General features: G+C 72.6%; 22 protein-coding genes. 12 read left to right on the top strand and 10 right to left on the bottom strand.

What is annotated here, in order from left to right; all coding sequences use genetic code 11:
* Positions 1-10 precede the first annotated feature (10 nt).
* Genes IQ251_RS04325 through IQ251_RS04315 form a run of 3 tightly spaced genes read left to right on the top strand, consistent with a single transcriptional unit; the run spans position 11 to position 3,418 of the window.
* Positions 11-862: a TIM barrel protein gene (locus IQ251_RS04325; protein ID WP_193927116.1), complete on the top strand. Its 852-nt coding sequence runs from the start codon at positions 11-13 to the stop codon at positions 860-862.
* Complete coding sequence (locus IQ251_RS04320; protein ID WP_193927115.1) at positions 855-1,718, top strand: shikimate dehydrogenase; 864 nt, start codon at positions 855-857, stop codon at positions 1,716-1,718. The genes IQ251_RS04325 and IQ251_RS04320 overlap by 8 nt, the downstream gene beginning before the upstream one ends.
* Entirely contained in the window at positions 1,715-3,418 is a 1,704-nt protein-coding gene (locus IQ251_RS04315; protein WP_193927114.1) for an FAD-binding protein, read from the top strand. Before IQ251_RS04320 ends, IQ251_RS04315 begins: the two co-directional genes overlap by 4 nt.
* A 9-nt stretch (positions 3,419-3,427) precedes the next feature.
* Here IQ251_RS04315 and IQ251_RS04310 read toward each other — a convergent pair whose 3' ends face one another.
* The 4 genes from IQ251_RS04310 to IQ251_RS19605 form a co-directional block, all read right to left on the bottom strand.
* Complete coding sequence (locus IQ251_RS04310) at positions 3,428-4,318, bottom strand: NAD(P)-dependent oxidoreductase (protein ID WP_193927113.1); 891 nt, start codon at positions 4,316-4,318, stop codon at positions 3,428-3,430.
* 43 nt (positions 4,319-4,361) lie between these two features.
* Complete coding sequence (locus tag IQ251_RS04305; RefSeq protein ID WP_193927112.1) at positions 4,362-5,810, bottom strand: four-carbon acid sugar kinase family protein; 1,449 nt, start codon at positions 5,808-5,810, stop codon at positions 4,362-4,364.
* A gap of 36 nt (positions 5,811-5,846) precedes the next feature.
* On the bottom strand, positions 5,847-6,545 hold the full coding sequence (locus IQ251_RS04300) for a FadR/GntR family transcriptional regulator (RefSeq protein ID WP_193927111.1): 699 nt from the start codon (positions 6,543-6,545) through the stop codon (positions 5,847-5,849).
* Between the two features lie 221 nt (positions 6,546-6,766).
* Complete coding sequence (locus tag IQ251_RS19605) at positions 6,767-7,249, bottom strand: nucleoside deaminase (protein WP_228046097.1); 483 nt, start codon at positions 7,247-7,249, stop codon at positions 6,767-6,769.
* Between the two features lie 361 nt (positions 7,250-7,610).
* Between IQ251_RS19605 and IQ251_RS04290 the strand changes: the two genes are divergently transcribed.
* The 4 genes from IQ251_RS04290 (at position 7,611) to IQ251_RS04275 (ending at position 9,891) form a co-directional block, all read left to right on the top strand.
* Positions 7,611-8,003, top strand: coding sequence for an STAS domain-containing protein (locus IQ251_RS04290; protein WP_193927109.1), 393 nt, complete (start codon positions 7,611-7,613; stop codon positions 8,001-8,003).
* A gap of 85 nt (positions 8,004-8,088) precedes the next feature.
* Positions 8,089-8,505 carry a CBS domain-containing protein gene (locus IQ251_RS04285; protein WP_193927108.1) on the top strand — a complete coding sequence of 139 codons (417 nt, stop codon included), beginning with the start codon at positions 8,089-8,091 and terminating at the stop codon, positions 8,503-8,505.
* A gap of 373 nt (positions 8,506-8,878) precedes the next feature.
* Positions 8,879-9,460, top strand: coding sequence for a cysteine dioxygenase (locus IQ251_RS04280; RefSeq protein ID WP_193927107.1), 582 nt, complete (start codon positions 8,879-8,881; stop codon positions 9,458-9,460).
* A complete protein-coding gene (locus IQ251_RS04275) occupies positions 9,457-9,891 on the top strand; it encodes a rhodanese-like domain-containing protein (RefSeq protein ID WP_193927106.1) in 435 nt (144 codons plus the stop codon). The genes IQ251_RS04280 and IQ251_RS04275 overlap by 4 nt, the downstream gene beginning before the upstream one ends.
* 88 nt (positions 9,892-9,979) lie before the next feature.
* Here IQ251_RS04275 and IQ251_RS04270 read toward each other — a convergent pair whose 3' ends face one another.
* Together IQ251_RS04270 and IQ251_RS04265 are read right to left on the bottom strand one after the other, a co-directional pair.
* Positions 9,980-10,672 carry a YqeB family protein gene (locus IQ251_RS04270; RefSeq protein WP_193927105.1) on the bottom strand — a complete coding sequence of 231 codons (693 nt, stop codon included), beginning with the start codon at positions 10,670-10,672 and terminating at the stop codon, positions 9,980-9,982.
* A gap of 12 nt (positions 10,673-10,684) precedes the next feature.
* On the bottom strand, positions 10,685-11,296 hold the full coding sequence (locus tag IQ251_RS04265; protein ID WP_193927104.1) for a TetR/AcrR family transcriptional regulator: 612 nt from the start codon (positions 11,294-11,296) through the stop codon (positions 10,685-10,687).
* 280 nt (positions 11,297-11,576) lie between these two features.
* On the opposite strand from IQ251_RS04265, the gene IQ251_RS04260 reads away from it, so the two are divergent.
* The 4 genes from IQ251_RS04260 to IQ251_RS04245 are packed head-to-tail and all read left to right on the top strand — an operon-like array spanning position 11,577 to position 16,719.
* Entirely contained in the window at positions 11,577-13,211 is a 1,635-nt protein-coding gene (locus IQ251_RS04260) for an ABC transporter substrate-binding protein (protein WP_193927103.1), read from the top strand.
* Positions 13,192-14,172: an ABC transporter permease gene (locus IQ251_RS04255; protein ID WP_193927102.1), complete on the top strand. Its 981-nt coding sequence runs from the start codon at positions 13,192-13,194 to the stop codon at positions 14,170-14,172. Before IQ251_RS04260 ends, IQ251_RS04255 begins: the two co-directional genes overlap by 20 nt.
* The gene (locus IQ251_RS04250) at positions 14,169-15,020 is read left to right on the top strand and encodes an ABC transporter permease (protein ID WP_193927101.1); all 852 of its coding nucleotides are present in this window, start codon (positions 14,169-14,171) and stop codon (positions 15,018-15,020) included. Before IQ251_RS04255 ends, IQ251_RS04250 begins: the two co-directional genes overlap by 4 nt.
* Positions 15,021-15,024: 4 nt before the next feature.
* Complete coding sequence (locus IQ251_RS04245) at positions 15,025-16,719, top strand: dipeptide ABC transporter ATP-binding protein (RefSeq protein ID WP_193927100.1); 1,695 nt, start codon at positions 15,025-15,027, stop codon at positions 16,717-16,719.
* Positions 16,720-16,816: 97 nt separating this feature from the next.
* Here the strand turns inward: IQ251_RS04245 and IQ251_RS04240 are convergent, their stop codons facing one another.
* The 4 genes from IQ251_RS04240 to IQ251_RS04225 all read right to left on the bottom strand — a co-directional run bounded on the left by IQ251_RS04240 (position 16,817) and on the right by IQ251_RS04225 (position 22,576).
* Positions 16,817-17,191, bottom strand: a complete 375-nt coding sequence (locus IQ251_RS04240; protein WP_193927099.1) for a VOC family protein — start codon at positions 17,189-17,191, stop codon at positions 16,817-16,819.
* 245 nt (positions 17,192-17,436) lie between these two features.
* A complete protein-coding gene (locus IQ251_RS04235; protein ID WP_370591195.1) occupies positions 17,437-17,922 on the bottom strand; it encodes an SRPBCC family protein in 486 nt (161 codons plus the stop codon).
* Between the two features lie 157 nt (positions 17,923-18,079).
* Entirely contained in the window at positions 18,080-21,448 is a 3,369-nt protein-coding gene (locus IQ251_RS04230; protein ID WP_370591194.1) for a DEAD/DEAH box helicase, read from the bottom strand.
* 129 nt (positions 21,449-21,577) lie between these two features.
* The gene (locus IQ251_RS04225; protein WP_193927098.1) at positions 21,578-22,576 is read right to left on the bottom strand and encodes a hypothetical protein; all 999 of its coding nucleotides are present in this window, start codon (positions 22,574-22,576) and stop codon (positions 21,578-21,580) included.
* Positions 22,577-22,753: 177 nt separating this feature from the next.
* On the opposite strand from IQ251_RS04225, the gene IQ251_RS04220 reads away from it, so the two are divergent.
* Positions 22,754-23,545 (top strand): class I SAM-dependent methyltransferase, encoded by a 792-nt coding sequence (locus IQ251_RS04220; protein ID WP_193927097.1) that lies wholly within the window; start codon positions 22,754-22,756, stop codon positions 23,543-23,545.
* Positions 23,546-23,595 lie beyond the last annotated feature (50 nt).

Here is a 23,595-nt window from a genome sequence, read left to right as displayed (position 1 = left end):
AGAGCACCGCATGCGCCCCATCGGCCTCGCCCACCTGACCCTGCTGCGGTTGAACCCGCCCGACCTGGTGGACACCGCAGCACGAGCCGGATACGACTTCGTCGGCGTTCGGGTCAAGGCCGTCACCGAGGGCGAGCACCAGTACCCGATGCAGCCGGGATCACCGATGTCGCGGGAAACCCGGAAACGCCTCGACGACACCGGCATCGAGGTCCGCGACGTCGAATTCCTCGCCCTCGGGCCGAACACCGGTCCGGCGGACTGGAAACCCGCGCTCGACGCGGGAGCCGCGCTCGGCGCCCGCACCATCAGCGTCGTGGGCACCGATCCCGACCGGACGCGGCTCGGCGACACCCTCGCCGCGCTGACCGCCGACGCGGCACCGCTCGGGCTCGTGCCGACCCTGGAACCGATCAGCTACCAGCCGGTGCGTACCGTGCCCGAGGCCGCCGAGCTCGCGGCCACCGCGGGAGCCGCCGTGCTCGTCGACGCCCTGCACGTGCAGCGCGCCGGCGGCACCCCGGACGACGTCCGCGCGCTGGCCCCGGAACTGGTGCCCTGCCTGCAGCTGTGCGACGGACCGCTGGACACGCCGCAGCACCTCGACCTGCCCGCCGAACTGCCGCTGGGCATGAAGGCGGACGGCTCGATCCGGCACGTCGAGTCCCGGGTGCAGCGCCGCACCGTCGGCGAAGGGCAGTTCCCGCTGGCGGACCTGGTCGCGGCCGCCCCGCCCGGGACCCCGCTGAGCGCGGAGGTGCCGGACGCGGCACTGCAGGCCCGGCTCGGCCCGCTCGACATCGCCGCGCACAACCTGCGCGCGGTGCACGCCCTGCTCGCCGAGGTCGACACCGATGACTGACACCATCGCGACCCCGCGCCACCGGGTGGCGCTGGTCGGCGCGGGCATCACCGGATCGCTGTCCCCGGCCCTGCACGAGCGCGAGGCGGCCGCGCTCGGCCTCGACTACACCTACGCGCTGCTGGACCTCGACGAACTCCCCGACGGGTGGACGCTGCGCGAAGCCGCCGGGCTCACCGGGTTCAACATCACCCATCCCGCCAAGCAGGTGGTGCTCGACCAGCTCGACGACCTCAGCCCCGACGCCCGCGCCCTCGGCGCCGTCAACGCGGTCACCGCCCACGCGGGACGGCTGATCGGGCACAACACCGACCACTCCGGGTTCATCACCGCCTGGCGCGCGTCGTTGCCCGGGGCGGTGCTCGGCCGCGCCGTCGTGGTCGGGGCCGGGGGAGTGGGCTCGGCGGTCGCCTACGCGCTCGCCCGAGCCGGGGCGCACGTGCAGGTGGTCGATGCCGAAACCGACCGCGCCGCAGCGCTCGTCACGCGCCTGCGCGCCGCCGTGCCCGACGCGCAGATCGATGCCGCAGACCCGGACCGGCTGCCCGCCGCGCTGGCCCGGGCCGACGGCGTGGTCAACGCGACCCCGATCGGCATGACCGGGCATCCCGGCCTGCCGTTCGACCCGGCCGCGCTCACCACCGAGCACTGGGTCGCCGACGTCGTCTACCGCCCCCGGGAGACCGCACTGCTGCGCGCCGCGCGGGCGGCGGGCTGCCGGGTCGCCGACGGAGTCGCCATGCTCGTCGCCCAAGCCGCGGAGAGCCTCGCGCTGTTCGCCGGCACCACCCCCGACCTCGACCGGATGCGGCGGCACGGCGCCGCGCTGCTGACCGCTGCGGAGAACACCGAATGACTGACGACCGCACCTGGGACCGCGAAGTCGACCTGCTCGTGCTCGGCACCGGCGCCGCCGGATTGGGCGCCGCCGTGGTCGGTGCCGGCGAGGGACTGTCCACCCTGGTCCTGGAGAAGACCGAATGGCTAGGCGGCACCACCGCCTACTCCGCGGGCACCTGCTGGATCCCCGGGCACCGCCACCAGCAGGATCCGGCCGCCGACCGCGACGCCGCGGAGCGCTACCTCGACGCCCTCGTCGGCGACCGCGCCCCGCGCGCGCTGCGCGAGGCCTACCTCCGGCACGGACCGGCGATGATCGACCACCTCGACCGGCTCGGCGTCGGCTTCTGGCACTCCAAGACGGTCGTGGACTACCACCCGGAGATCACCGGCTCCGGCACCGGCCGCGCGCTGGAACCGCAGACCTTCGACGGCCGCCGCCTCGGCAGGGCGCGCTTCGGCCGGGTCCGCGGGCCGGTGCCGGAATTCGCGCTGTTCGGTGGCACGCTCATGGTCCGCCGCCCCGAGGTCAACGATCTGCTGACGCTGTTCCGCGGCTCGCCGCGCGGCGCGGCGGTGGCGCTGCGCCTGGGCATGCGGTGGGTCCTCGACCGACTGCGCTACCCGCGCGGCACTCGGCTGGCGATGGGCAACGCGCTCGTGGCCAACCTCTACCACCGGCTGCGCCGGCACGGTGGTGACGTGTGGTTCACCGCGGAGACCACCGCGTTGGAGACCGGTGCGGACGGCCGCGTGCTCGGCGCCGTGGTCACGCACCGCGGCCGCACCGTGCGCATCGCCGCGCGCCGCGGTGTGGTGCTCGCCTGCGGCGGATTCCCGGCCAGCGCCCGGCTGCGCCACGAGCACCTCCCGCAACCTGCACCGCAGTTCACCCGCGCCGCGGACAGCGCGACTGGGGACACGATCGCGCTGGCCCGCGCCGCCGGCGGGGCGCTCGGCGAGCCGCGCGACGACAACGCCATGTGGTTCCCGTCCTCGATCGGTCGCCGCCGCGACGGGTCCACCGCCGTGTTCCCGCACATCTGGGACCGGGCCAAACCGGGCATCGTCGCGGTCAACGCCGACGGCCGGCGGTTCGTGGACGAATCGGTGTCCTATCACCGGTTCGTGCGCGCCATGTACGCCGCGCACGAGCACACGCCCAGCATTCCCGCATGGCTGGTGCTCGACGCGCGCACCTTGGCCCGCTACGGGCTCGGCATGATCTACCCGCACCTGCCCGCACCGCTGCTGCGGCGCCACCTGGCCGGCGGCTACCTGCACCGCGGTCGCACCCTGCGCGAACTGGCCGCCTCCATCGGCGTGGACCCGGACGGTCTGGCGCGCACGGTGGACGCGGCCAACCATGCCGCCCGCACCGGGGTCGACGAGGAATTCGGCAAGGGAACCAGCCCGTTCGGCCACCAGTACGGGGACCCGCAGCACGCGCCGAACCCCAACCTCGGTGCGATCCAACACCCGCCGTACTACGCGATGGCGGTCGTGCCCACCCCACTGTCCACCACGCTGGGCCTGCGCACCGACGACCGCGCCCGGGTGCTCACCGAGGGCGGTGAACCCGTCCCCGGCCTCTACGCCTGCGGTGCCGACGCGCAGTCGCTGACCGCCTCCGAATACCCGGGAGCAGGGTGCCAGGTGGGCGCGGGGCTGACCTTCGGCTACCTCGCCGCCCGGCACGCGGCCCGCGGGCGGTGACCCGGTGCGTCAGCCCGCCTCCCGCGGGGAGAGCAGGGTGACCACGCTGGAGTCGTCGTCGGCACCGAGACCCGCGCGCTCGCCCAGCAGGTAGAGCTGCTGGGCGGCCGCGGCCAGCGACACCGGGACGTGGTTGTCCCGCGCCACTTCGGTGACGATGCCCATGTCCTTGACGAAGATGTCGAGCCTGCTGCGCACTTCCGCGCCGTCCCGGTAGGCGTCGAGCATCCGCGGGCCGCGGTCGCCGAGCATGAACGACCCGGCCGCACCCTGGGTCAGCGACCCGATGACCGTCTCCAGGTCCAGGCCCATTTCCCGCGCCAGTGCGACGGCTTCGGCCGCCGCGGCGATGTGCACCCCGGCCAGCAGCTGGTTGATCGCCTTGAGACCCTGCGCATCGCCCGGCTTTTCGGACACGTCGGTCAGCGTCGAGGCCAGTCGGTCGAGCACCGCCCGTGCCGCGGCGGTGGATTCCGGCGCGCCGCTGACCACGATGAGCAGATCGCCGGAGCCCGCCCGCGCCGGCCCGCCGCTGACCGGCGCATCGACCAGGCCGATGCCCGCCTCGGCGAGCCGGTCCGCGACGGCCCGCGCGGCGTCCGGGCCCACGGTGCTGGTCAGCAGCACCACCGAGCCCGGAGCCAGCATCTCCACCGCACCGTCCGGGCCGAACAGCGCGTCCTCGACCTGCTGCTGGTCCCGCACTGCCAGCAGCACGACGTCGGCGCCTTCGGCGGCGCCGGCCGGAGACGCGGCGGTCCCGGCCCCCTCGGCGCCGAGCTCGTCGCGGCGCAGCGGATCGAGATCGAACGCGGTCACCGGGAACGCGGGCAACAACCGGGCGGCCATGGGCCGGCCCATCGCCCCGAGACCGATGACGGCGACCCGGGTTTCGGACATGCGAAGCTTCCTTTCTGGAGCGAACCCTGCCGCGCAGGCGGATTCAGCGAGCACGGAGCGCGGTGACGATCTCGGCCAGCGAGTCCCGGTCGCCGACATTGCCGGGGAACACGATGTAGGGGATCCCGGTGGAGTCACCGGAAACCGGCTCCCACAGCGACACGATGCCCGGCAGCATCGTGCCCCGGGCCACGGCCCGGCGGATCCGCAGGCCCTCGGTGGCGATATCGCTGGAGGTGATGCCGCCCTTGGCGACCACGAACGCGGGACGTCGCGCGCGCACGGCGCCGGTGACCGCCTCCACCAGACCGGACGACACGGCCCGGGCGATGGCCAGGCTCTCCTCCGCGCCCGCGCCGGTGACCAGATCCCGGCTGGTGCGGATCACCACGTCCGCCTCGCGCATCGCGTCGGCGGCCGCCGCGGCGACATCGGCGATGTGCTCGCCGCGGTGCCGCTCGTCGAGCAGTGCGGGCACGTTCAGTTCCACCTCGCGCAGCCCGTCCAGGGCCCGGAGCCCGTCGAGCTGGCCGGTGGTCAGTCCCACGTGCGAGCCCACGGCGATCAGCCCGTGCCCGTCCGCGGGCGGGTCCCCGATACCGCGCAGCTCCGCGGCGGTGAGCGCCGGACGTGCCGCCTGCCCGGAACGGGCGCGCACGAAACCCGGGCCGACGCGGTAGAGCAGCCGCGCACCCGCGGCTTCTACCCGCAGCAGCGCCAGGGCCAGTACTCGCAAGTCGTCGTCGCAGACCGCGTCCACGACCACGTTGCGGCCGCCGCGCACCTCACCGAGCAGCTCGGCGACCCGGTCGGGACCGCCGACCCGGATGTCGGTGAGCCCGACGGCCAGCACGTCCTCGGCGGGCACCCGGCCCGCGGTCTTCTCCGCCACCCACGCCCGCAGATCCGAGCTGCGGTACCCGAAACTGGCGTCCTGGGCGAACTCGGTGTCCCCCGCGGGCAACATCCCTTCCGCGGTGCGCGCCCAGTGCGTCGCCTGCACGGTGATCCGTCCCGCGTCCGGGTAGGCGGGCACGATGACCACCCCGTCGACCGGATCGCCCCGGCGCCGCAACTCCTCGGCGAGCACGTCGGTCTCCAGCGGGAAGTGCCCGCGCAGCGTCGAATCGCTGCGGCTGGCCACGGCGACCTCGACGCCCTCGGCCTCGGCGGCCGCGGCCAGCGCACCGAGTACCTCCCGGTTGCGGGCTTCGGCGTCGGCGGCGGGCAGGCTGCGCGTGTTGGTCAGCACGAAGAACGTGCCGGACGGCTGGGTCACGGCCCAGCGCAGGTCGTCCACCTCCCACGTGGTCAGCACCGGTACGTCCGACACGGTCTGCGTGCCGGTCGGGTCGTCGTCGAGCACCGCCAGCCGCGGGGCGTCGGCCAGCCGCGCCGCGATGTCGGCCGCCGGCACCGGGTACGGGTCGGGGAGGCCGGTGAGCAGCTCGTCGGCGGCCACCGGTCCGCGGGTCGGGCGGGGATCGGACATGGGTCTGCTTCCTGTGCCGGTCGGGGGCGGGTCGGGTCAGTCGTCGCCGAGCACGTGCGCGTGCAGGTCGTGCGCGGTCTGCTGCAGGTGCTCCTCCATCGCCGCGCGCGCTCGGTCCGGGCTGCCTGCTTCGAGAGCCTGCAGGATCCGGGTGTGGTGATCGAGCGCGTGCGCGCGGATCTCGGCCACGGCGGAGGTCTCCCGCCTGCCCTCGACGAGCAGCCGGCCGAAAGGCTCGAACATCAACGGGATGAACGCGTTGCCGCTGGCGCGGATGATCGTGTCGTGGAAGCCGATGTCGGCGTCCACGAACAGGTCCACGTCGCAGGCGTGCACCGCTTCGCGCATGTCGCCGAGCAGCCCGCGGAGCTGGACGAGGTCGTCCTCGGTGCGCTTGCTCGCGGCGAGTTCGATCGCACCGACCTCGATCAGTCGGCGGGCCTCGATGAGGCTCGTGGACACCAGCCGGCTGGAGCGGGGTGCGGCGGCCGCGGCGCGGATGAGCGGGTCCAGCGCCGTCCACTGCGCAGGGGGGTTGACGAAGGTGCCGCGGCCGCGCTGGATGCGCACGATGCCCTGCACGCGCAGCGAGGTCACCGCCTCGCGGACGGTGAGCCGGCTGACCGCGTACTGCTCGGCGAGTTCGCCTTCGGCGGGCAGCGCGTTCCCCGGTGCGTGCGTGCCGTCGATGATCGCGCTGAGCAGCCGCTCGGCAAGCTCTTCGGGTAGCGACACGGTTCGACCCTTCGACATCTGACGTCAGATGGGTCCACCTTACGGGGGGCGCGGGTCGGGGACAAGGGCGGCCCGCGGCCGGGGGTGGAGCGTCTGCGGACGGGTGCGCTGCGTCGCGGAGGTGGAACAGGCCGTGCGCGAACGCAGTCCTCCGCGCGGAATCGGAAAGAGCTGCCCGGCAACCGGTTCCACCAATCGCACCGGTGCCGATCGGGTGGTGGTCAGCTGTCCCGGTCGAAGCGGGCGCGGTGCAGCGAACGCAGTTCCTCGGCCCACTCCAGCACCGGGCCGTGCACGTCCGCGCCGGGAACCACCCGGGTGATCGGCAGCGGCGCCACCGGCGGCGGGGGAGCGGACCACTCGGCCAGCCATCCGGTGAGCTGCTCGTTCGACGCCGCGTACACGATGCGGCCGAGCCCGGCCCATCCGTGCGCGGCCGCGCACATCGGGCAGTGCTCGCCCGAGGTGTAGACGGTGGACTCCGCGCGCGCACCGGCGGTCAGGTTGGCCGCCGCCCACCGCGCGATCGCGATCTCCGGATGTCGGGTGGCGTCCGCGCTGCGCACCCGATTGCGGTCTTCGAGGAGCACCTCGCCGGCGGCGGACACCAACAGCGAGCCGAACGGTTCGTCCCCGTCGTCCAGCGCTTCCCGCGCCAGTTCCACGCATCGCCGCACGTGCCCGAGATCGGTTGCCGTGATCAACGCATCGTCCTTCCGCGATAGACGGCAGAGCGTCCGCCGCTCGGCGCAGCGCCGCTGCGGGTGTCCCGCAGACGGCGGACATGGCGAGGATAAGGCGGGTCGGGAGTGGCGGCTGATCAGGTCCGACCCGCGCGCACGGGTGGTCGAACGGGGATCGCGGCAGGTAGGGTCGCGGTATCGCGCCCGGTTCAGGACGATCGCCGGGACCCGATGACCAGATGTCGACGAGGTGGCCGCGCCGAGCGCACGTGCCGACTCGCTGACGGGGTCGTTCGTCGGTCTCGCCTCCACGCCGTCCCGCACGGACGACCAGCCCTCAGCGGTGCACCCGGCTGCCTCCGCGGCCCAGGAGGGAGCCCGCATGACCGCGACACCGCAGAGCCCGCCCGAAGAACCGGTCGACCCCGCGCAGAACGCACGGCTGGGCGTGCAGCGGCCCAGCCGCTACACCACGGTGGTCACCGCCTCCGGCGAACTCGACGAACCCGCCGTACCGCGCTTCACCGAACTGCTCGCCGCGCGGCTTTCCTCCACAGTGGACGCCATCGTGGTCGACTGGTCGCACCTGGATTTCGTCTGCCTGGACGCCGTCGACGTGCTGCGCGCGGCCCAGCGCCGCGCCCGCGCGCGCGGGATCATCCTGCGTGTGGTCACCGGACCTGCCTGCGTGCACAGCGCGCTGAAGGCGGGCGGTCTCCGCGAGACGACGGGCATCTGCGCCGACCGGATCGAAGCGCTGGCCGATCTGCCCTGATCCGCACCGCGAGGTGTGCGCGACCGGTGCTGCGGGTAGGGCTCCGGTCGACGGAGGAAATCCCAGGCGTGGAAGGAGAACGCCGATGACAACCGCCCGCGACGTGATGACCCCCGGTGCCGAGTGCGTCCGTACCGAGCACACCGCCGCCGACGCAGCCCGCCAGATGACCGAACGCGGCGTCGGGGCGCTGCCGATCTGCGGCAAGGACGACAAGATCAAGGGTGTGGTGACCGACCGCGACCTGGTGGTCAAGGTCCTCGGCCACGGCCGGGATCCGGGTTCCTTTCCGGCCGGTGACCTCAACCAGCAGGAAGCCGTGACCGCGGGCGCGGACGATTCGGTCGACCAGGTGCTGTCCACGATGACCGCGCACCAGGTGCGCCGCCTGCCGGTGATCGACCGGGAACGGCTCGTCGGGATGGTCGCGGTGGCCGACCTGGCCCGCGCGCTGCCGGACGCGAAGATCGGTGAACTCGTCGACGTGCTCAGCACCGACTGAGGACTCCCGCCCGACGCCCGACGCCCGGCCGCTCGGCACACGTCCGAGCGGCCGGGCGCTGCTGTGTCGGGCCCGGTTCGCCGCCGAGCCGAAACCGACCACATCGCGGGATGATCCGGCTATCGCTGGTGCCGCCGGTGCACGCCGTGCCAGCATTCGCAGCGTGCCCGATTCGTTGCTGACCCGCGATCGCGTGGTCGACCTGATCCTGGTCGCCGCATCCGCCTGTCGCTGAGCAGATCCGACCCGTCCCGGGTCGGCGGCGCGGCGCAGCGAATCCGCAATCCGCCCCGCGAGGACGTTCCGCTCCCGCGGGCGCGGACCGCGCACGTCGATCCGTTCCGCACATCCTGCGAGAGAACGGAATCCAGACATGTCCGCACCTGCGCACATCTCCCAGTACACACCCGTCGACGAGGTTCCCGAGCTCGGCGGCGCCGAGATCCACCCCGGGATCGACAGCCCGCTGCTGCGCGACGTGATCCACCCGGACCGCGCGCAGTGGACCCCGCGCGAACTCCGCGAACTCACCCATGTCGCGATCACCGAACTGACCGGGCCGCTGCTGGACGTCGTGCAGATCCGCGACGACCACCGGTGGTGGGCGCGGTTGGCGCTGACCGCCGGGGTCGAGCTGTGGCTGCTGTCCTGGTCCCCCGGGCAGGGAACCGAGCCGCACGACCACGGCGGTGCATCCGGATCGTTCGCGGTGCTGTTCGGTGCGCTGCGCGAGGACTACCGGTACTCGACCGGCCCGGTGCGCACCCGCGAGCACGAGTTGGGCGCGGCGATCGGGTTCGGGCCCGGCCGCGCACACCGGGTGCACAACGCGAGCTCGGTCAACGCCGCCAGCGTGCACGCCTACTCGTCGCCGCTGCTGCCCGTCCGGCACTACGCCCGGCTCACCGACGTGCCCCCGCGGCCGGTCGCCGCGGAACGGGAGGTGTTGGGATGAGCGGGATTCCGCAGTGGAGTAGCACCGGATTCGGCCCGTACGGCATCGGCCACCTGCTCTCCGAGGCCCGGGAGGAGCTCGACCGCGTCACTCCGCAGCAGGCCGTCGCGCTGCAGCGCGACGGTGCGGTGCTGGTCGACATCCGGCCGGAATCCGATCGGCTCACCGAGGGGGAGATCCCGGGTGCGCTGACCGTGGAGCGCATCGTGCTCGAATGGCGGTTGGATCCGGCCAGCCCGCACCGGCTGCCCGGTCTGCGCCCGGACCAGCGGGTCGTGCTGGTGTGCAACGAGGGCTACGCCTCCAGCCTGGCCGCGGCGCAAGCGCGCGAGCTCGGTCTGGGCCGGGCGACCGACCTCATCGGCGGGTTCCGGGCGTGGGCGCGAGCCGGCCTCCCGGTCGTGCGGGCCGGGCAGGACGGGTCCGGCTGATCCGGTGCGGGTGCCCGCGGGTGGCGCCGCGCGGGCACCCGCACCGCTGTGGAAACCGCTGGCGCGGAACGGTTGTCGACCGCGTCGCTCAGCCGGTGCCGAGGAGCCGGTACTGCTGCTTCTTCCCGCGGTCGCGCACGACGACACCGCCTTCCTGGAGCCTGCGGTGCAGCCGGCCGGCTTCGGCCCGGTCGCCGGATTCCAGCGCGGCGCGCCGGTCCCGCAGTAGGACGTGCGTCCGCTCGCCGAGATCGGGATGCCCGTCCACCCAGCCGCGATAGCGTTCCTCGTGCGGATCGCGGGTGCCCGACCACGGGTAGCCGTGCCGGCGCAGCACGGTGGCCAACCGCGCTGTCGGCAGGTCCACCGCGGGTCCGCGGAACACCTCGCGCCCGTCGGTGTCCAGCACGACGAGGTCGCGGGGATCGGTGTGCACCGAACCGATCCGCGTGCGGTCCAGGAAGCGGTCGTCGCCCCGGTGCGCCAGGACGAGGCCGTCGGCGCCCGCGGTCACCGCCAGGCCATCCCGCTGCGCCTGCTGGGCCAGCCAGATCCCTGCGACGGCGCCGACCGCGGTGAGCAGCAGGATCGCCCACGGTGCGGGGATCTCGGCCAGCAGCTGCAGCGGGCCCGGTGCGGAATCGGTGGTGGCCAGCAGCCAGCCCACCACCGGGTCCACGACGGAGCCCAGGCCGGCGCCGAGCAGCGGCGTGCCGAGCCGGAGCAGCCACAGGTAGCGGGTGGGCATGCGCACTGTCTCGGTGTCGTTCGGTGCCGTCATGATCACTCCTGTTCACTGACCGTGCCGTATGGCGATGCCATCCGGCAGTGCGAGGAACCGGGCGATGATCAACCGCAGCATCGGCAGCGGATCGGTGCCCTGCTCCGCGTTGAGGTAGGCCGCGTCGACGACCGTGCTCACCCAGGCCGCGGCCCGGTCGGCGTCGAGGTCCGGGTCGGCGCGCCCCTCGGCGGCGGCCCGGCGCACCAGCTCGGCGATCCCACCGCGCACGATGGCGTCGTTGGTGCCGACGATCTCGCGCAGCTGCGGATCGTTGCCCGCCTGGCGCAGCAGTTCGACGAGCAGTCCGGGAGCGCGCCCGTCCCGGGCAGGCGCGGCGAGCGCGTCGACCACGTCCATGAGCGAGGCGGCGGGATCCTCCGGTTCGGCGTGCTTCTGGAACAGCTCGCGCGAGGTGGGGATGTCCTGCTCGAAGATGGCGCGGAAGATCGCCGGCTTGTCCGCGAAGTAGTGGAACATGTTGCCGGGACTGGTTCCGGCTGCCTCGGCGATCTGCGCGGTGGTGGTCCGCGCGAATCCTTGCCGGGCGAACAGGGTCGCTGCGGCTTCGGTGATGGCCGTCCGGCGCTGCTGGTGCTGTTCTCGGTTGACGGTGCGAGCCATGGGCAAATAATAAACCGACTAGTCGAACTATGTCCAGCGGGTGCGCGGACCGTCTCGCCCAGGACGCGCGGGAAACCGCGGCGGCTTCCCGCGGAACGGTGCCGTCCGGGCCCGCCGCGGAATGAATCCGGCTGAGTCGAACCGTTCTCCGCGCCGCATCGGCGAGTAACGCTGGTCGTGCTCGTGCAGCGGGCCCGACACCGCGCACATCCACCGCACGGCGCGGGACGTCGGTCCGCGCACCAGCCGCCTCCCGGGGGCGGAACGACGAAGGACACCCATGACACGACCGCGACGGCAGCTGCCGCTCGCCGCGGCGGCGGTCCTGCTGATCGCCGGATGCAGTGCCGCACCGGCAAGCCCCGCCGACGCCCCGGCCCGCCCGCCGGCATCCGGGAACCCGGACACCATCGTCTACGGCCACCAGCAGGAACCACCCTGCGTCTACGGCGGCTGGGTCGAGCAGGGCTACCTGTCCCAGCAGGTGCTGGACAACCTGGTGGCCCTCGACGACAACGGCGAGGTCGTGCCCTGGCTCGCCGAGTCCTGGGACGTCTCCCCGGACGGCACGACTTGGACGTTCACCCTCCGCGACGGGCCCACGTTCAGCGACGGAACCCCCGTCGACGCCCCCGCCGTGGTCGCGAACTTCGAGCACTGGGCCGACGGCGGCAACTCGACGGTGCAGGCCTGGATCGGCGCGTACTTCACCTCCGCCGAAGTCGTGGACCAGCGGACCGCGGCCGTCCACCTGAGCGCGCCCTACCCGCGCTTCGCGGAGAATGTCGCGCAGCCCTACTTCGGGATCCAGTCCGCGCACGCGCTGGCCACCCGCACCGACGAGCAGAACTGCGCCGCACCGGTCGGATCCGGGCCGTTCACCGTCACCGACTGGATCCGCGGGCACAACATCGTGCTCGACCGGCGCGACGACTACCGGTGGGGACCGGCCAACGCCGAGCACACGGGCCCCGCCCACGTGCAGCGCGTCGACTGGCGGTTCATCACCGACCCCACGACCCGCACCGCCGCGCTGCGCTCCGGCGAGGTCGACGCGATCTACGACGTGCAGGCCTTCGAGTGGGACGACGTGGAACGCGAGGGCTACGAGCTGTTCCACTACGTCACCGGCGGCCGCCCGCAGCAGATCAGCTTCAACACCAGCCGGGGGCCGTTCACCGACGAACGCGTCCGCAAGGCGTTCAGCTACGCGCTGGACCGGGAGAGCGTGGTGGACTCGGTCGGCAAGGGCGTCATCCCGTACGAGGGCAACGGTCCGGTCAGCCGGTCCACGCCCGGCTACAGCCCTGCGGCGGCCGAGCGCTACCGGCAGGACCGGCCGCGCGCGGCGGCACTGCTCGACGACGCGGGCTGGCGCCGCGGCCCGGACGGGGTGCGGTACCGGGACGGGCAGCCATTGCGAGTCACCTTCCCGTACGCGGTCAACCGCACGCTCAACCAGGACGGCGCGGCCATCGTGCAAGCCCTGCAGCGGCAGGCCGAAGACATCGGATTCCGCGTCGAACTCGTCCCGTACCCGCCCAGCGCCGCCACCGCCGGAGCGTACGCGGGCCGGGACGACTACGACCTGATGATCGGCTACTGGACCGCCTACCACGCCGGGATCCTGCACGTGAACTGGCGACCGGACCGCCCGGACGACCCGAATCCCGCCAACTCGGCGTTCTACGCCGACCCCGAACTGGAAAAGCTGGTCCTGCAGGCGAATTCGGAGCCCGACCCGGACCGCCAGGAAGCGCTGTACCAGCGGGCACAGCAGATCATCGCCGATCGCGCGCTGTCCATCGGTGTGTACACCCGGCTGAGCACCCTGGCGGTGGCACCTGGACTGGACGGCATCCGCCAGGAACGGTCGCAAGGAGGGCCGCTCTTCTATGACGCGCACTTCGACTGAACCCGGCACCGCGGCGCGCACCCGGGTCGTGCTGCGCCGCTGGCTCGGCCGCGCCGCCTCGGCCGCGCTCGTCGTGTGGGGAGCGGCCACCGCGGCCTTCCTCGCGCAGATCGCGCAGCCCGGCGATCGCGCCACCTCGATCATCAACCTGCGCTCCGGCCAGACCCAGGAACGCACCCCGGAAGAACTCGCCCCGATCAACGCGCAGTACGGCTTCGACCAGCCGGTGCTCGTGCAGTACGGCGACTACCTCGCCGGCCTGCTGCGCGGGGACCTCGGGATCTCCTACCAGCAGCACCGGCCGGTGCTCGACCTCATCGGCGAGCAGATCGGCCCGACGATCCTGCTCACCGCAACCGCCCTCGTGCTGGCCTGGCTGCTCATGCTGGCGTGGGTGCTGCTCACCGCCGGACGCACCCGCCGGATCAGCGCGCTGAGCGCGGCCGTGGACACGGTTCTGGCCGGTCTGCCGCAGTACTGGATCGGCGTGCTGCTGCTCCTCGCGTTCGCGCTCGGGCTGGGCTGGTTCCCGGTGCTGGGCGGATCCGGGCTCGCCGGAACCGCGCTGCCCGCGCTGGCCCTCGCGTTGCCGCTGGCCGGGTTCCTCGGCCAGGCCACCCGCACCGAGTTCGAACGCGTGCTGGCCCAGCCCTTCGTGCTGTCCGCCCGCACCCGCGGCACGCCGGAAACCGTTCTGCGCCTGCGGCACGTGCTGCGGCACGCCGCACCGGCACCGCTCATGCTCACCGGCTGGGCGCTCGGTGCGACGGTCTCCGGCGCGGTCATCGTCGAGACCCTGTTCACCCGCCGCGGGATCGGCCGCACGCTGGTCACCGCGGTGGAAGCCCAGGACTTGCCCGTGGTCACCGGCATCGTCGTGCTGATCGCCCTGCTCTACGTCGCGATCACCGCGGTCGTCGATGCCCTGCACCTGATCATCGACCCGAGGTTGACCGCATGAGCTCCCCGGCGCCCACCGCAGCCGCCCCGCGCGCCGGGATCCGGCACCGACCGCGACCCGCGGACCTGGTCGCGTTCGCCGGCCTGGGCCTGTTCCTGCTCGCCGCCGTCGCACCCGGTGCGCTGGCCCCGAACGATCCGACCCGCACGGACCTGACCGCCACGCTGGCGGCGCCGTCCGCCCAGCACTGGTTCGGCACCGACGAGATCGGCCGCGACCTCTACACCCGGATCGTGCACGGAACCGGGCAATCGCTGGCCATCGGGGCCGGTGCCGCGGCGACGGCGCTCGTGCTCGCACTGCTGCTGGCCGGGCTGGCCGCGCTCGCGCCCCGGTGGGTGCGCGGAGCGGCCGACCGGTTGATCGAGATCCTGTTCTCCTTCCCCGCGCTGCTGCTGGCCCTGCTGCTCGTGGCCGTGCTCGGTCCATCGCCGTTCACGCTCATCGCCGCCGTCGGCGTCGGGTGCGCCCCGGGATACGCGCGGATGATCCGCGGGCAGCTGCTCGGTACGCGCGTCGCCGGTTACGTGACCGCCGCGGTGGCATCGGGGCACAGCAGCACCCGGATCGTCCTGCAGCACATCGTGCCGAACGCGCTGCGCCCACTGGTGGCGGTGTTCTCGATGTCGGTGGGCCAGTGCGTCGTGTGGTCGTCCAGCCTGTCTTTCCTCGGTCTGGGCGTGGCCCCGCCGTCGCCGGAATGGGGCGCGCTGCTGGACGCGGGCCGGACCTACCTCACCGCCGCAAGCTGGCTGGTGGTGGCGCCGGGCCTGTGCATCGTGCTGCTCGCGCTGACCGCCACCGCGACCGGCCGGATCCTGCAACAGCACCTCGAACGAGGGGAGTGAGCACGTGTCGACGCCGAACACGGAGGACAGCACCGCGGGTGCGGCGCTGTCGGTGGAGGACCTGCACATCGGTTTCGGCTCCGGCGCCCGGTTCCGCGAGGTCGTGCACGGCCTGACGTTCGCGCTGCACCCGGGCCGGTGCGTGGCCCTCGTCGGCGAATCCGGCTCGGGCAAGAGCGCGACCGCGCGCACCCTCGTCGGGCTGACCGGGGACTCGGCGCACGTCGAAGCCGGCAGGCTGTCTTTCGGCGATACCGATCTGCGCGGCCTCGGTGAGCGCGCGTGGCGCGGGATGCGCGGCAGCAGGATCGGTTTCGTCCTGCAAGACGCCCTCGTCGCGCTCGACCCGGTGCGCCCGGTCGGCCGGGACATCGCCGAAGCACTGCGCAACCACCACACGGTTCCCCGGACCGCCCGGCACGGCAGGGTCGTCGACCTACTCGCCGCCGCCGGAGTCCCCGAGCCGGACATGCGCGCCCGGCAACGTCCGGGCGTGCTGTCCGGAGGACTGCGGCAGCGCGCGCTGATCGCCTCGGCACTGGCCGCCGATCCGGAGATCGTCATCGCCGATGAGCCCACCACCGCCCTGGACGCCACGGTGCAAGCCCAAGTTCTGGAGCTGCTCGCCGGAATGCGCGCCGCGGGCCGCGGCATCCTGCTCATCAGCCACGACCTGTCCGTCGTCTCCCGGCTCGCGGACGACGTGCTGGTGCTGCAGAACGGGCACATCGTCGAACGGGGCCCGGCCCGGGACCTGCTCAGCGCACCGCAACACCCGTACACCCGGGCGCTGCTGGACGCCGTCCCCGGACGGCACACCCGCGGACGGCGGCTCGCCCCGAGCGCGCCGGCGGTCCCGGTCGAACCCCGACCGGCGCCGTCTGCGGAGCGCGAACCGGTGTTGCGCGCAACCGGGCTGGTCAAGGATTTCCGGCGTCCCGACGGCACGGTGCACCGCGCCGTCGACGACGTGAGCTTCGACCTGCACCACGGGCAGACGCTGGGCATCGTCGGCGAATCCGGTTCCGGAAAGTCGACCACCGCGCGCCTGGCGCTGGCCCTGCAGGCCGCCGACGGCGGCGAGGTGCGGGTGCTGGGGCGACCGTGGTCGGCGATGCGGGAACGCGACCGGCGCGCACTGCGTTCCCGGGTCTCGGTCGTCGACCAGGACCCGCTGAGCTCCTTCGACCCGCGCTGGGACGTCGAGCGGATCCTGCTGGACGTCGTGCCGCGCGAGCGGGGTGTTCCCGCCGCGCGGCGACGGGAACGGGTGGCCGACCTGCTGAACCAGGTCGGGCTGGCCGACGAGGTGCGGGCACGGCATCCGCTGACCCTGTCCGGCGGGCAGCGCCAACGGGTGGCGATCGCGCGGGCGCTGGCACCCGACCCGGACGTCATCGTGCTGGACGAGGCCGTCTCCGCGCTGGACGTCTCGGTGCAGGCGCAGATCCTGGACCTGCTGACCGACCTGCAGCGGGCGCGGGGCGTCAGCTACCTGTTCATCTCGCACGACCTCGGGGTGATCGCGCATCTCAGCGACCGGGTGCTGGTGATGCAGGACGGTCGCGTCATCGAACGCGGCGATCCGGAGCAGGTCTTCACGGACCCGCAGCACCCCTACACCCGGCAGCTGGTCGAGGCGGGGCAGGGGTTCGACGTCGCGGCGCAGCCCGCCGGATCCGGCGCCGCCCGCGGCTGATTCGCGGCCGACGCACCTGGGCGGGGATCGGCGGACCGACGGCGCCCGAGGTTCCCGCTCCCCGCACCCCCGCGAGTCCGGCCGCGGGTTTCCCGGCCTATGCGCCGTATCGGGCGGTGATGATCTCCAGGTGATGCCCGGCCGGATCGTCGAAGTAGAGGCCGCGGCCGCCGTGGTGGTGGTTGATCGTGCCGGGTGTTCCACGGCCCGGACCGGGGAGGTACCCGATGCCGCGCGCGTCCAATCGACCGCGGATGGCGTCGAACTCCTCGTCCGCGACGTGGAAGGCGTAGTGCTGACCGGGGAAGTCGAATCCCACATCGGCGAAGTGCAGAGTGAACGACGGTCCGAGGTGCACCGCGAGGAACCTCCCCGCTTCTTCGGGATGTCCGAGTCCGAAGATCTCGCTGAAGAACCGGGCGGACACCTGCTTGTCGTGCGCGGCTACCGCGATGTGATCGATGCGAGGCATGGGGCTCTCCGGGAGCGTTCCGGCGCCTCCATCCACCGACCGGGCGTCGGCTCGGACGCGGCGCGGTGCGAAGTCAACACCACATCCCGCGGCCGGTCAACCCGGTTCTTCGTCGTGCCCGGGCATTCGCGCAACGAGGGGTCCGTTCGTTCTGCACATGCGCTGCCACCTCATCGTGCAGGTGAATGAGCAGCACCCCGTGCGGTCAATACCCGGGGATGCGCCTGCGGATCGTCAGCGCGTGCCTAGTGCCGCCCGTCTTCGAGGTGGTGTTTGGCGAGGCGGAGTTCCGCACGCACCTCGTCCTCGAGGCGTCGGCGGAACAGCGGCTCCAGCAGCCACCGCGCCGGCGGCGTGAACTGGAATTCGAGCGTGCGCACCACCCGGGTGCCGCCCTCGACCGCTTCGCACTCGAAGCTGGCCGCGAACCGGGCCAGGGCATGCGCGATGCGGTTGGCCGGCAACGGCATCAGACCGATGTCGATGCGGCGACCGGGTGTCAACCGGGCGTACTGCACCACTTTCGGCTGGCGCAGCCCTGCCAGCTTGGGACGGCAGGCGAACTCGACCACGTCGCCGTCCCGACGCCGCCACAGCACCGGGTTGATCTTCTTGTCGACCTGCGCGTACCGCTCGATGTCCATGACCAGGCCGAGGAACTCCTCCGGCGTGGCTCGTACCGTCTCCTGCACCTGCACCCGCACCACGGCGTCGAGGGTAACCCACGTCACTCGGCGAGCGCGCAGCGTTCCGGGAACACAGCCGGAGCTCCCGGAACTCCGCCTCCTGCTGAACAGCGCTTGCCGTCCTCGGCAGAACGCCACCCGGTCGGAAACCGCGGTGCACGAATGCGGCGCGTTCTGACCCGGGGAGTCGTGCAGCTGGCGATCAGTCGTCGTGCACGGGCATTCGCGCGGCGAGTTCGGCGAAGTGCGGATGGCCGCGCCACGCGGTGTGGTCCCCGATGACGTAGAGCCGGCGTCGTGCGCGGGAGGCGGCGACGTTGAGCAGGTTCGGTTTCGCCGCCGCCCACTCCCGGGCGCCCCGGTTCTTCGGCCCGCTGCCCAGCACCAGGACCACGACGTCGGATTCCTTGCCCTGGGCCGTGTGCACGGTGCCCACCGGCTGCTCGTGTCGCGCGCCGCCCAGAACTTCTTTCGCGTGCGCCTTGGCTTCGTGCACCACGTCCCGGAACGGGCTGATCACGCGGATGTCGTCCCGGGTGATTCCGGTGTCGGTCAGCCGGGTCAGGAGTGCCTGCAACGCTTGTCCTTCTTCGGGGATCCATTTGCCGTCCGAGCGGTTGCTCGTGACGTGGATCCATCGGCTCGGCCGGGCCGGGTACTCGGTTCCGTGCTGCGTGCCGTACACCATGAGAGTGCCGCCGTAGGCGATGGTGTTGGCGATGTCGAACATGGGCTGCTCACAACGACGATGCACTCGCAGCGGGGAACCGACCCAGGTGGCCGATCCGTCCTCGGCGGGCAACGCAGTGCCGTATCGCGCGTGCCCGTCGGCGACCCGCTGGGCCGAATTGCCCGCAGGCGACCATTCTTCGGACACGCCATAGCCGAGGCGCAGTGCTCGCTGCGCCGGGCTCGGTAGCGTGACGATCGGTTCGAGTTGCTGCGGATCGCCGACGACGACCGCCCGCTTGCACCGCCAGATCGCACCGGCGGCTTGCTGCGGCGTGGCCTGACCGGCCTCGTCGATGAACAGTGTGCCCAGCGACTCCCGGCCCAGCCCGGCGAACAGCTTCGGCAACGAGGCGAACGTGGTGGACACCATCGGCACCACGAGGAACAGCGTGCGCCACACCGCGTGCAATTCCCGTTCCGGAAGCCGGACCTTGCCGTTGAGCACCTCGGTCATCGCCCACAGGTTGTTGCGCACGGGTTTTTCCGCGTGCAGCACGAACGTCTTGTGCAGCCGCAGGGCTTCGAGGAACATCGCATTGCGCGCGGCGGTGTATTCCGGATCGGCCCACGGGCTGCACTTCTCGAAATCGTCGTCATCGGCGAAATCCGGCCCGAACACGACGTTGCCGGGCCACTTCCGCCGCGCTGCGTCCACTGTGTCCTGCAGTGCGCGGCACGAGCCGCGCAACTCCTGCGCGCGCTGCCGGGTATCCCGGACGCGGATGTCGGTCGCCCGGATCTGGTTGCGCATCCCCTCCAGCTGCCCGGCCCAGTGGTCGCGCTCCGCCTTGGCCGCGTTCCGCTGCTCTTCGAGCTCCTCGTGCGCGTGGGACCACCGTCGCAGGTCGCGGAACAACGTCACAAGCGTCCGCAGGATGCCGGGCTTGTGCTGCAGATGATTCTGGTATTCCGCGTCCCGCTCCTGGAACCGGGCCGCTACCGGAGCGAAGTCCTGCTCAGCCTCCGCGAATCGGGCGCCGAGGCGGTCCGACTCCGCGCGTGCCTCGGCGAAGGCCGCCTCGGCGGTGTGCAGCTCGGCTTCCTGCTCCGCCAACTCGGCGACGGCGGCGGCGACCCGGGCGCGTTCCTCGGCCAACCGCCGCACCTCGCCCTCGGCACGCCGGAAGCGTTCGACGGCTGTGGGCCAGTCCTCGATCCCCGCCGGGTCGGATCCGGCGTTCTTCAGCACGTGCTTCATCCCGGTCGCCGGATCACCGTTGGGCGAGCGACCGTCCCAGAAGCGCTGCACGAAATCACCGCGTTTGCTCCGGTTGCCGAGCGGTGCCGCGATCAGGCCCCATGCGGGCGCGTTCAGCAGTCGGGTGGCGATATCGGTGAAGTAGTCGATGCCGAGCGCGTCCTCCTCGGCGCCCCGCACCGCATCGACACCCGGCACTTCGGTGGTGACGTTCTCCGCGGCGGTGTTGGTCCCGGTGGCCAGCACCACTTCGAAACCGGTGAGATCGGCCAGCGGTTCGCGAACCCGCACCTCGAAACTGTCCTTGAGCCGGAACGTGCCCAGCATCTCCGGGAACGCCTGCTGCGGGGAACCCAGCTCGGCCAGCCGACCCGCACGTTCGACGACGGCCGAGGCGAGCCCGTCGCGCAGCAGCGTCGTCTTGCCGGTGCCCGGTGGGCCGTTCACCGCGAACAGCCCACCACTGTCCGGCAGGGCGGCGATCTCGTTGACCGCGAACTGCTGGCTCAACGCGAGCGGTTTGCCGATATCGCCGGGCCAGCGGCCGAGCGGCGCCCGGTCCGGGGATACGCCCGCCACGAGAGCCGCCCGTTCCCGTCGGACGTCCGTGCGCGGTGCGGCCGGGTCGGTGCCGCCGAGGAAGGTGCGCAGACCGGCACCCCAGCGGTCCTCGCGGACCGCGTCCTCGACCAGCAGCAGGTCATCGGCGATGTGGCTGTTCAGGAAATCGGTCTGCTCGTCCTGCGAACCGCGGATCGGGACGGTCGCGCAACGCACGCGCACGCCTGTTGGAGCCAGCAGTTCCGTGACACCGAGGTGTGCGGCCAGCTCCTGGGCGAACCGGTGCAGCGCCGCCGCTGTGGGACTGAACTCGGCCTCGTCCGGTCCGCGTTCCGTTTCCGCATCACCGGTCGTGCTGTCCGCGCTGTCCGGCGGGCCGATGAGGCTCTCCACGAATGTCCCGGCCGCGGCCCCGGCGATCGATCCGCCGATCGGTCCGACCGCGGCCGCGGTGGCCGTGCGCACGATCGCGCCTGCCTCGGCCGCACCCGCCGACCACGCGTCGGTCCCGGCCGATGTGAGCCGCTCGGTCAGTGCGGCGGTCACCGCCGACCCGGTGCTGTCCGCGGCTGACTCCGAGCGCTTGCTCGGCGGGACGAGCTTGTTGAGCGCATCCCGGAACCCTTGCTGCTCCACGCCGAACCCGCTCAACGGCCGCTCGCCGCTGTCGGCGGCCAACCTGCCCACCGCCCAGCCGCAGGAGGACAGCGCCGCGGAGTCTTCGACGAGATCGCCGTCCGCGTCCAGGGTCAGCGAGAACAACGCCGTGGTCCCCGCGCTCTGCTCATCCCGGGGTGCCCCGTCCTCCCCGAAACGCTGCACGAGCGCGTCCCGGAGCGCCCGGGTGTCGTACAGGCCGCCGTAGACGGTGAACTTCCAGGTTCGGGCCGGGTGCAGCGGTTCCGAGGTCAGCGCGTGTCCGGGTTCCCACGGCGCCGTTTCCTTCGCGCCGAGGTCGAAGATCACCGGATTCTGCTTCGCGTTCCGCAACGGCGTGGTCCTCGGCACATCCTGCGGGCTGAGCAATTCGATCGCGTGCCAGAAGCTCACGACATCGGCCGCGCGCCGGTTCGTGCTCACCGTTCCCCCCGAGTCGGTCCGTGTGCGACGTGCTGCACGGTAAAGATCAACACCGGTGGGAGTCCACGGCTTCCGGCACTCGGGTGACGGTGCTGCGCCGAACGAGGGGAGCGGTGGGGTGCCGAACGGTCAGCTCGCCCGTCGGTAGGCGAAGTCCTCCACCGAGACCGTGAGCTCCTCCCGGTTGTCCCGGTAGCGCAGGCAGTACGAGGTGGGGTGCCAACCGTCCCGCTGCCACGCCTGCGGCTGCTTGATCGGGAAGCACCCGTCCTGCCGGGTGCCGTCCACCAGCCCGGCCAGCCACTCGTGGGTCACCATCGGCTCGTAGAAGGTCACCTCCGCGTCCCAGACGCCGTAGAGGAACGCGTGGGTGAACCGCTCGCCGTGGTGTTCCGGGCCGGTCGTGTCCACCAGGTGGTTGCCCATCGCCGGTTCCAAGGCGTCCAGGTCGAGGTGGTCCTGGGTGCGATAGCGCTGCTCGGGTAGGTTCTTGCCCAGCTCGTAGTCGTCGCAGTTCACCAGCGCCTCGCACGGGCCCGGTCGGATCGCCAGCCGCTCGGCATCCGGGTTGGTGTAGAAGTGCACGTCGAAGTGCGGCAGGTCGTACACGCCGGGCGGCATGTGCCCGTGCGGGTTCCAGTTCACCAGCACGTAGGTGAACGGGGTGTCCACGCCGCCGGTGAACTCGGCGCCGAGGTCCAGCGCGTTCTCGTACCCGCCCGCGCACTCGGTGTGCGGATCGGTGTGCCCGTCCCCGTCCTTGTCGAAGCACCACCGGCCTTCGGTCGGCGGGTCGTACGGCAGTCCGCGCAGCGCGCCCGCTTCCAGCACGGTGCCGACCGCGACCGGACGCCCGTCCTCGACCTGCGAGTAGGCGGTCATGGTCCCGTCGCCGCGGGGCGCGGACTCGCCGTACTCGGCGCACGGACCGGCGTAGGACGGCGTGTGCTGCACCAGGTGCTCGGCGGCCGGTGGCGGGACGTGCACGGTGCGTTCCACGGCCGGCTGTTCGGCGGCCACCAGGCACACCGCGACCTGCTCGGAGGGCGTTTCGCCCGCAGCGGGTGCGGCCGCGCTGGTCGCGGCGAGGGCGGTGGCGAGCGCAGCCGCTCGGACGGCACGGAGCACGGCGGCCCCCTTTCCTCCGACGCTGGTCCGGCCAGGCTGCGCGACGGTGCTGGCCCGCCGCTGACCTCGGCGGCCCGGCTCCACCCCGGCGCGGTCAGTCCGCGGCCAGCGCCCGGCCAGTCGCCGCGGGGATTCTCCGGCCTGCGGCGGCGGTACCGCGGACCGACGGGAGTTGGGATGAGCAGCGAATACGTCCTCGATTCCGGATCCGCGCTCGGCCGCGAGCAGCTCGACCACCTCGACGAGCTGCTCGACGCCCCCACCAAGCAGGTCATCGGCACCGCCACCGCCCAGCCGGGGCAGCGGTGCCTGGAAATCGGGGCGGGCAGCGGCGCGCTGAGCCGGTGGCTGGCCGAGCGCACCGGACCCGCCGGCGAGGTCATCGCCGTGGACCGGGAGACCACCCACCTGCACGCGCCCGGGGCGCGGGTCCTGCGGCACGACATCAACGACGGTATCCCGGTCGAGGGCACGTTCGATGTGATCGTGGCCCGGCTGGTGCTGATGCACCTGGCGCGGCGCCGAGAGATCCTCGCCGAGCTCGCCGCGGCGCTCGCACCGGGCGGGTGGCTTGTCGTCGGCGACCAGCTGCTGGACCGCACCCGACCGGTGGCCGCGCCCACGGAGTCGGACGCGGTCCTGTTTCGCTCGGTGATCGAGACCACGGTCGACCAGGTCGGCCGCCCCGGCGGGATCGACTACACCTGGGCGAACGCGCTGGACGGCGAGCTGGTGGTGGCCGGGCTGTCCGAGATCGACACCTTCGAGTTCACGCGCATCGCCCGCGGCGGGACGGCCGGATGCCTGCTCTACGGGAACTACGTCGCGCAGGTCGAGAGCTCCCTGCGCGCCCTCGGGGTCGCCGCGGCCGACCTGGACGACTTCCAGCGGCTGATGCGCGACCCCGCCTTCCGCGCCTGGACGGCCACCTTCGTGTGCACCCGCGGGCGCAAGCCCGCGGCCTCGTGAGCCGCGGAGGCCGGGGTGCCTTGTGACGCCTCACCGCCGCTGCTCATAAT

The sequence above is a fragment of the Saccharopolyspora montiporae genome (assembly GCF_015209505.1).
GTDB lineage: Bacteria > Actinomycetota > Actinomycetes > Mycobacteriales > Pseudonocardiaceae > Saccharopolyspora > Saccharopolyspora montiporae.
Note: the sequence above shows the minus strand (reverse complement) of the source record. Positions and strands in the feature narration are given on the sequence as shown.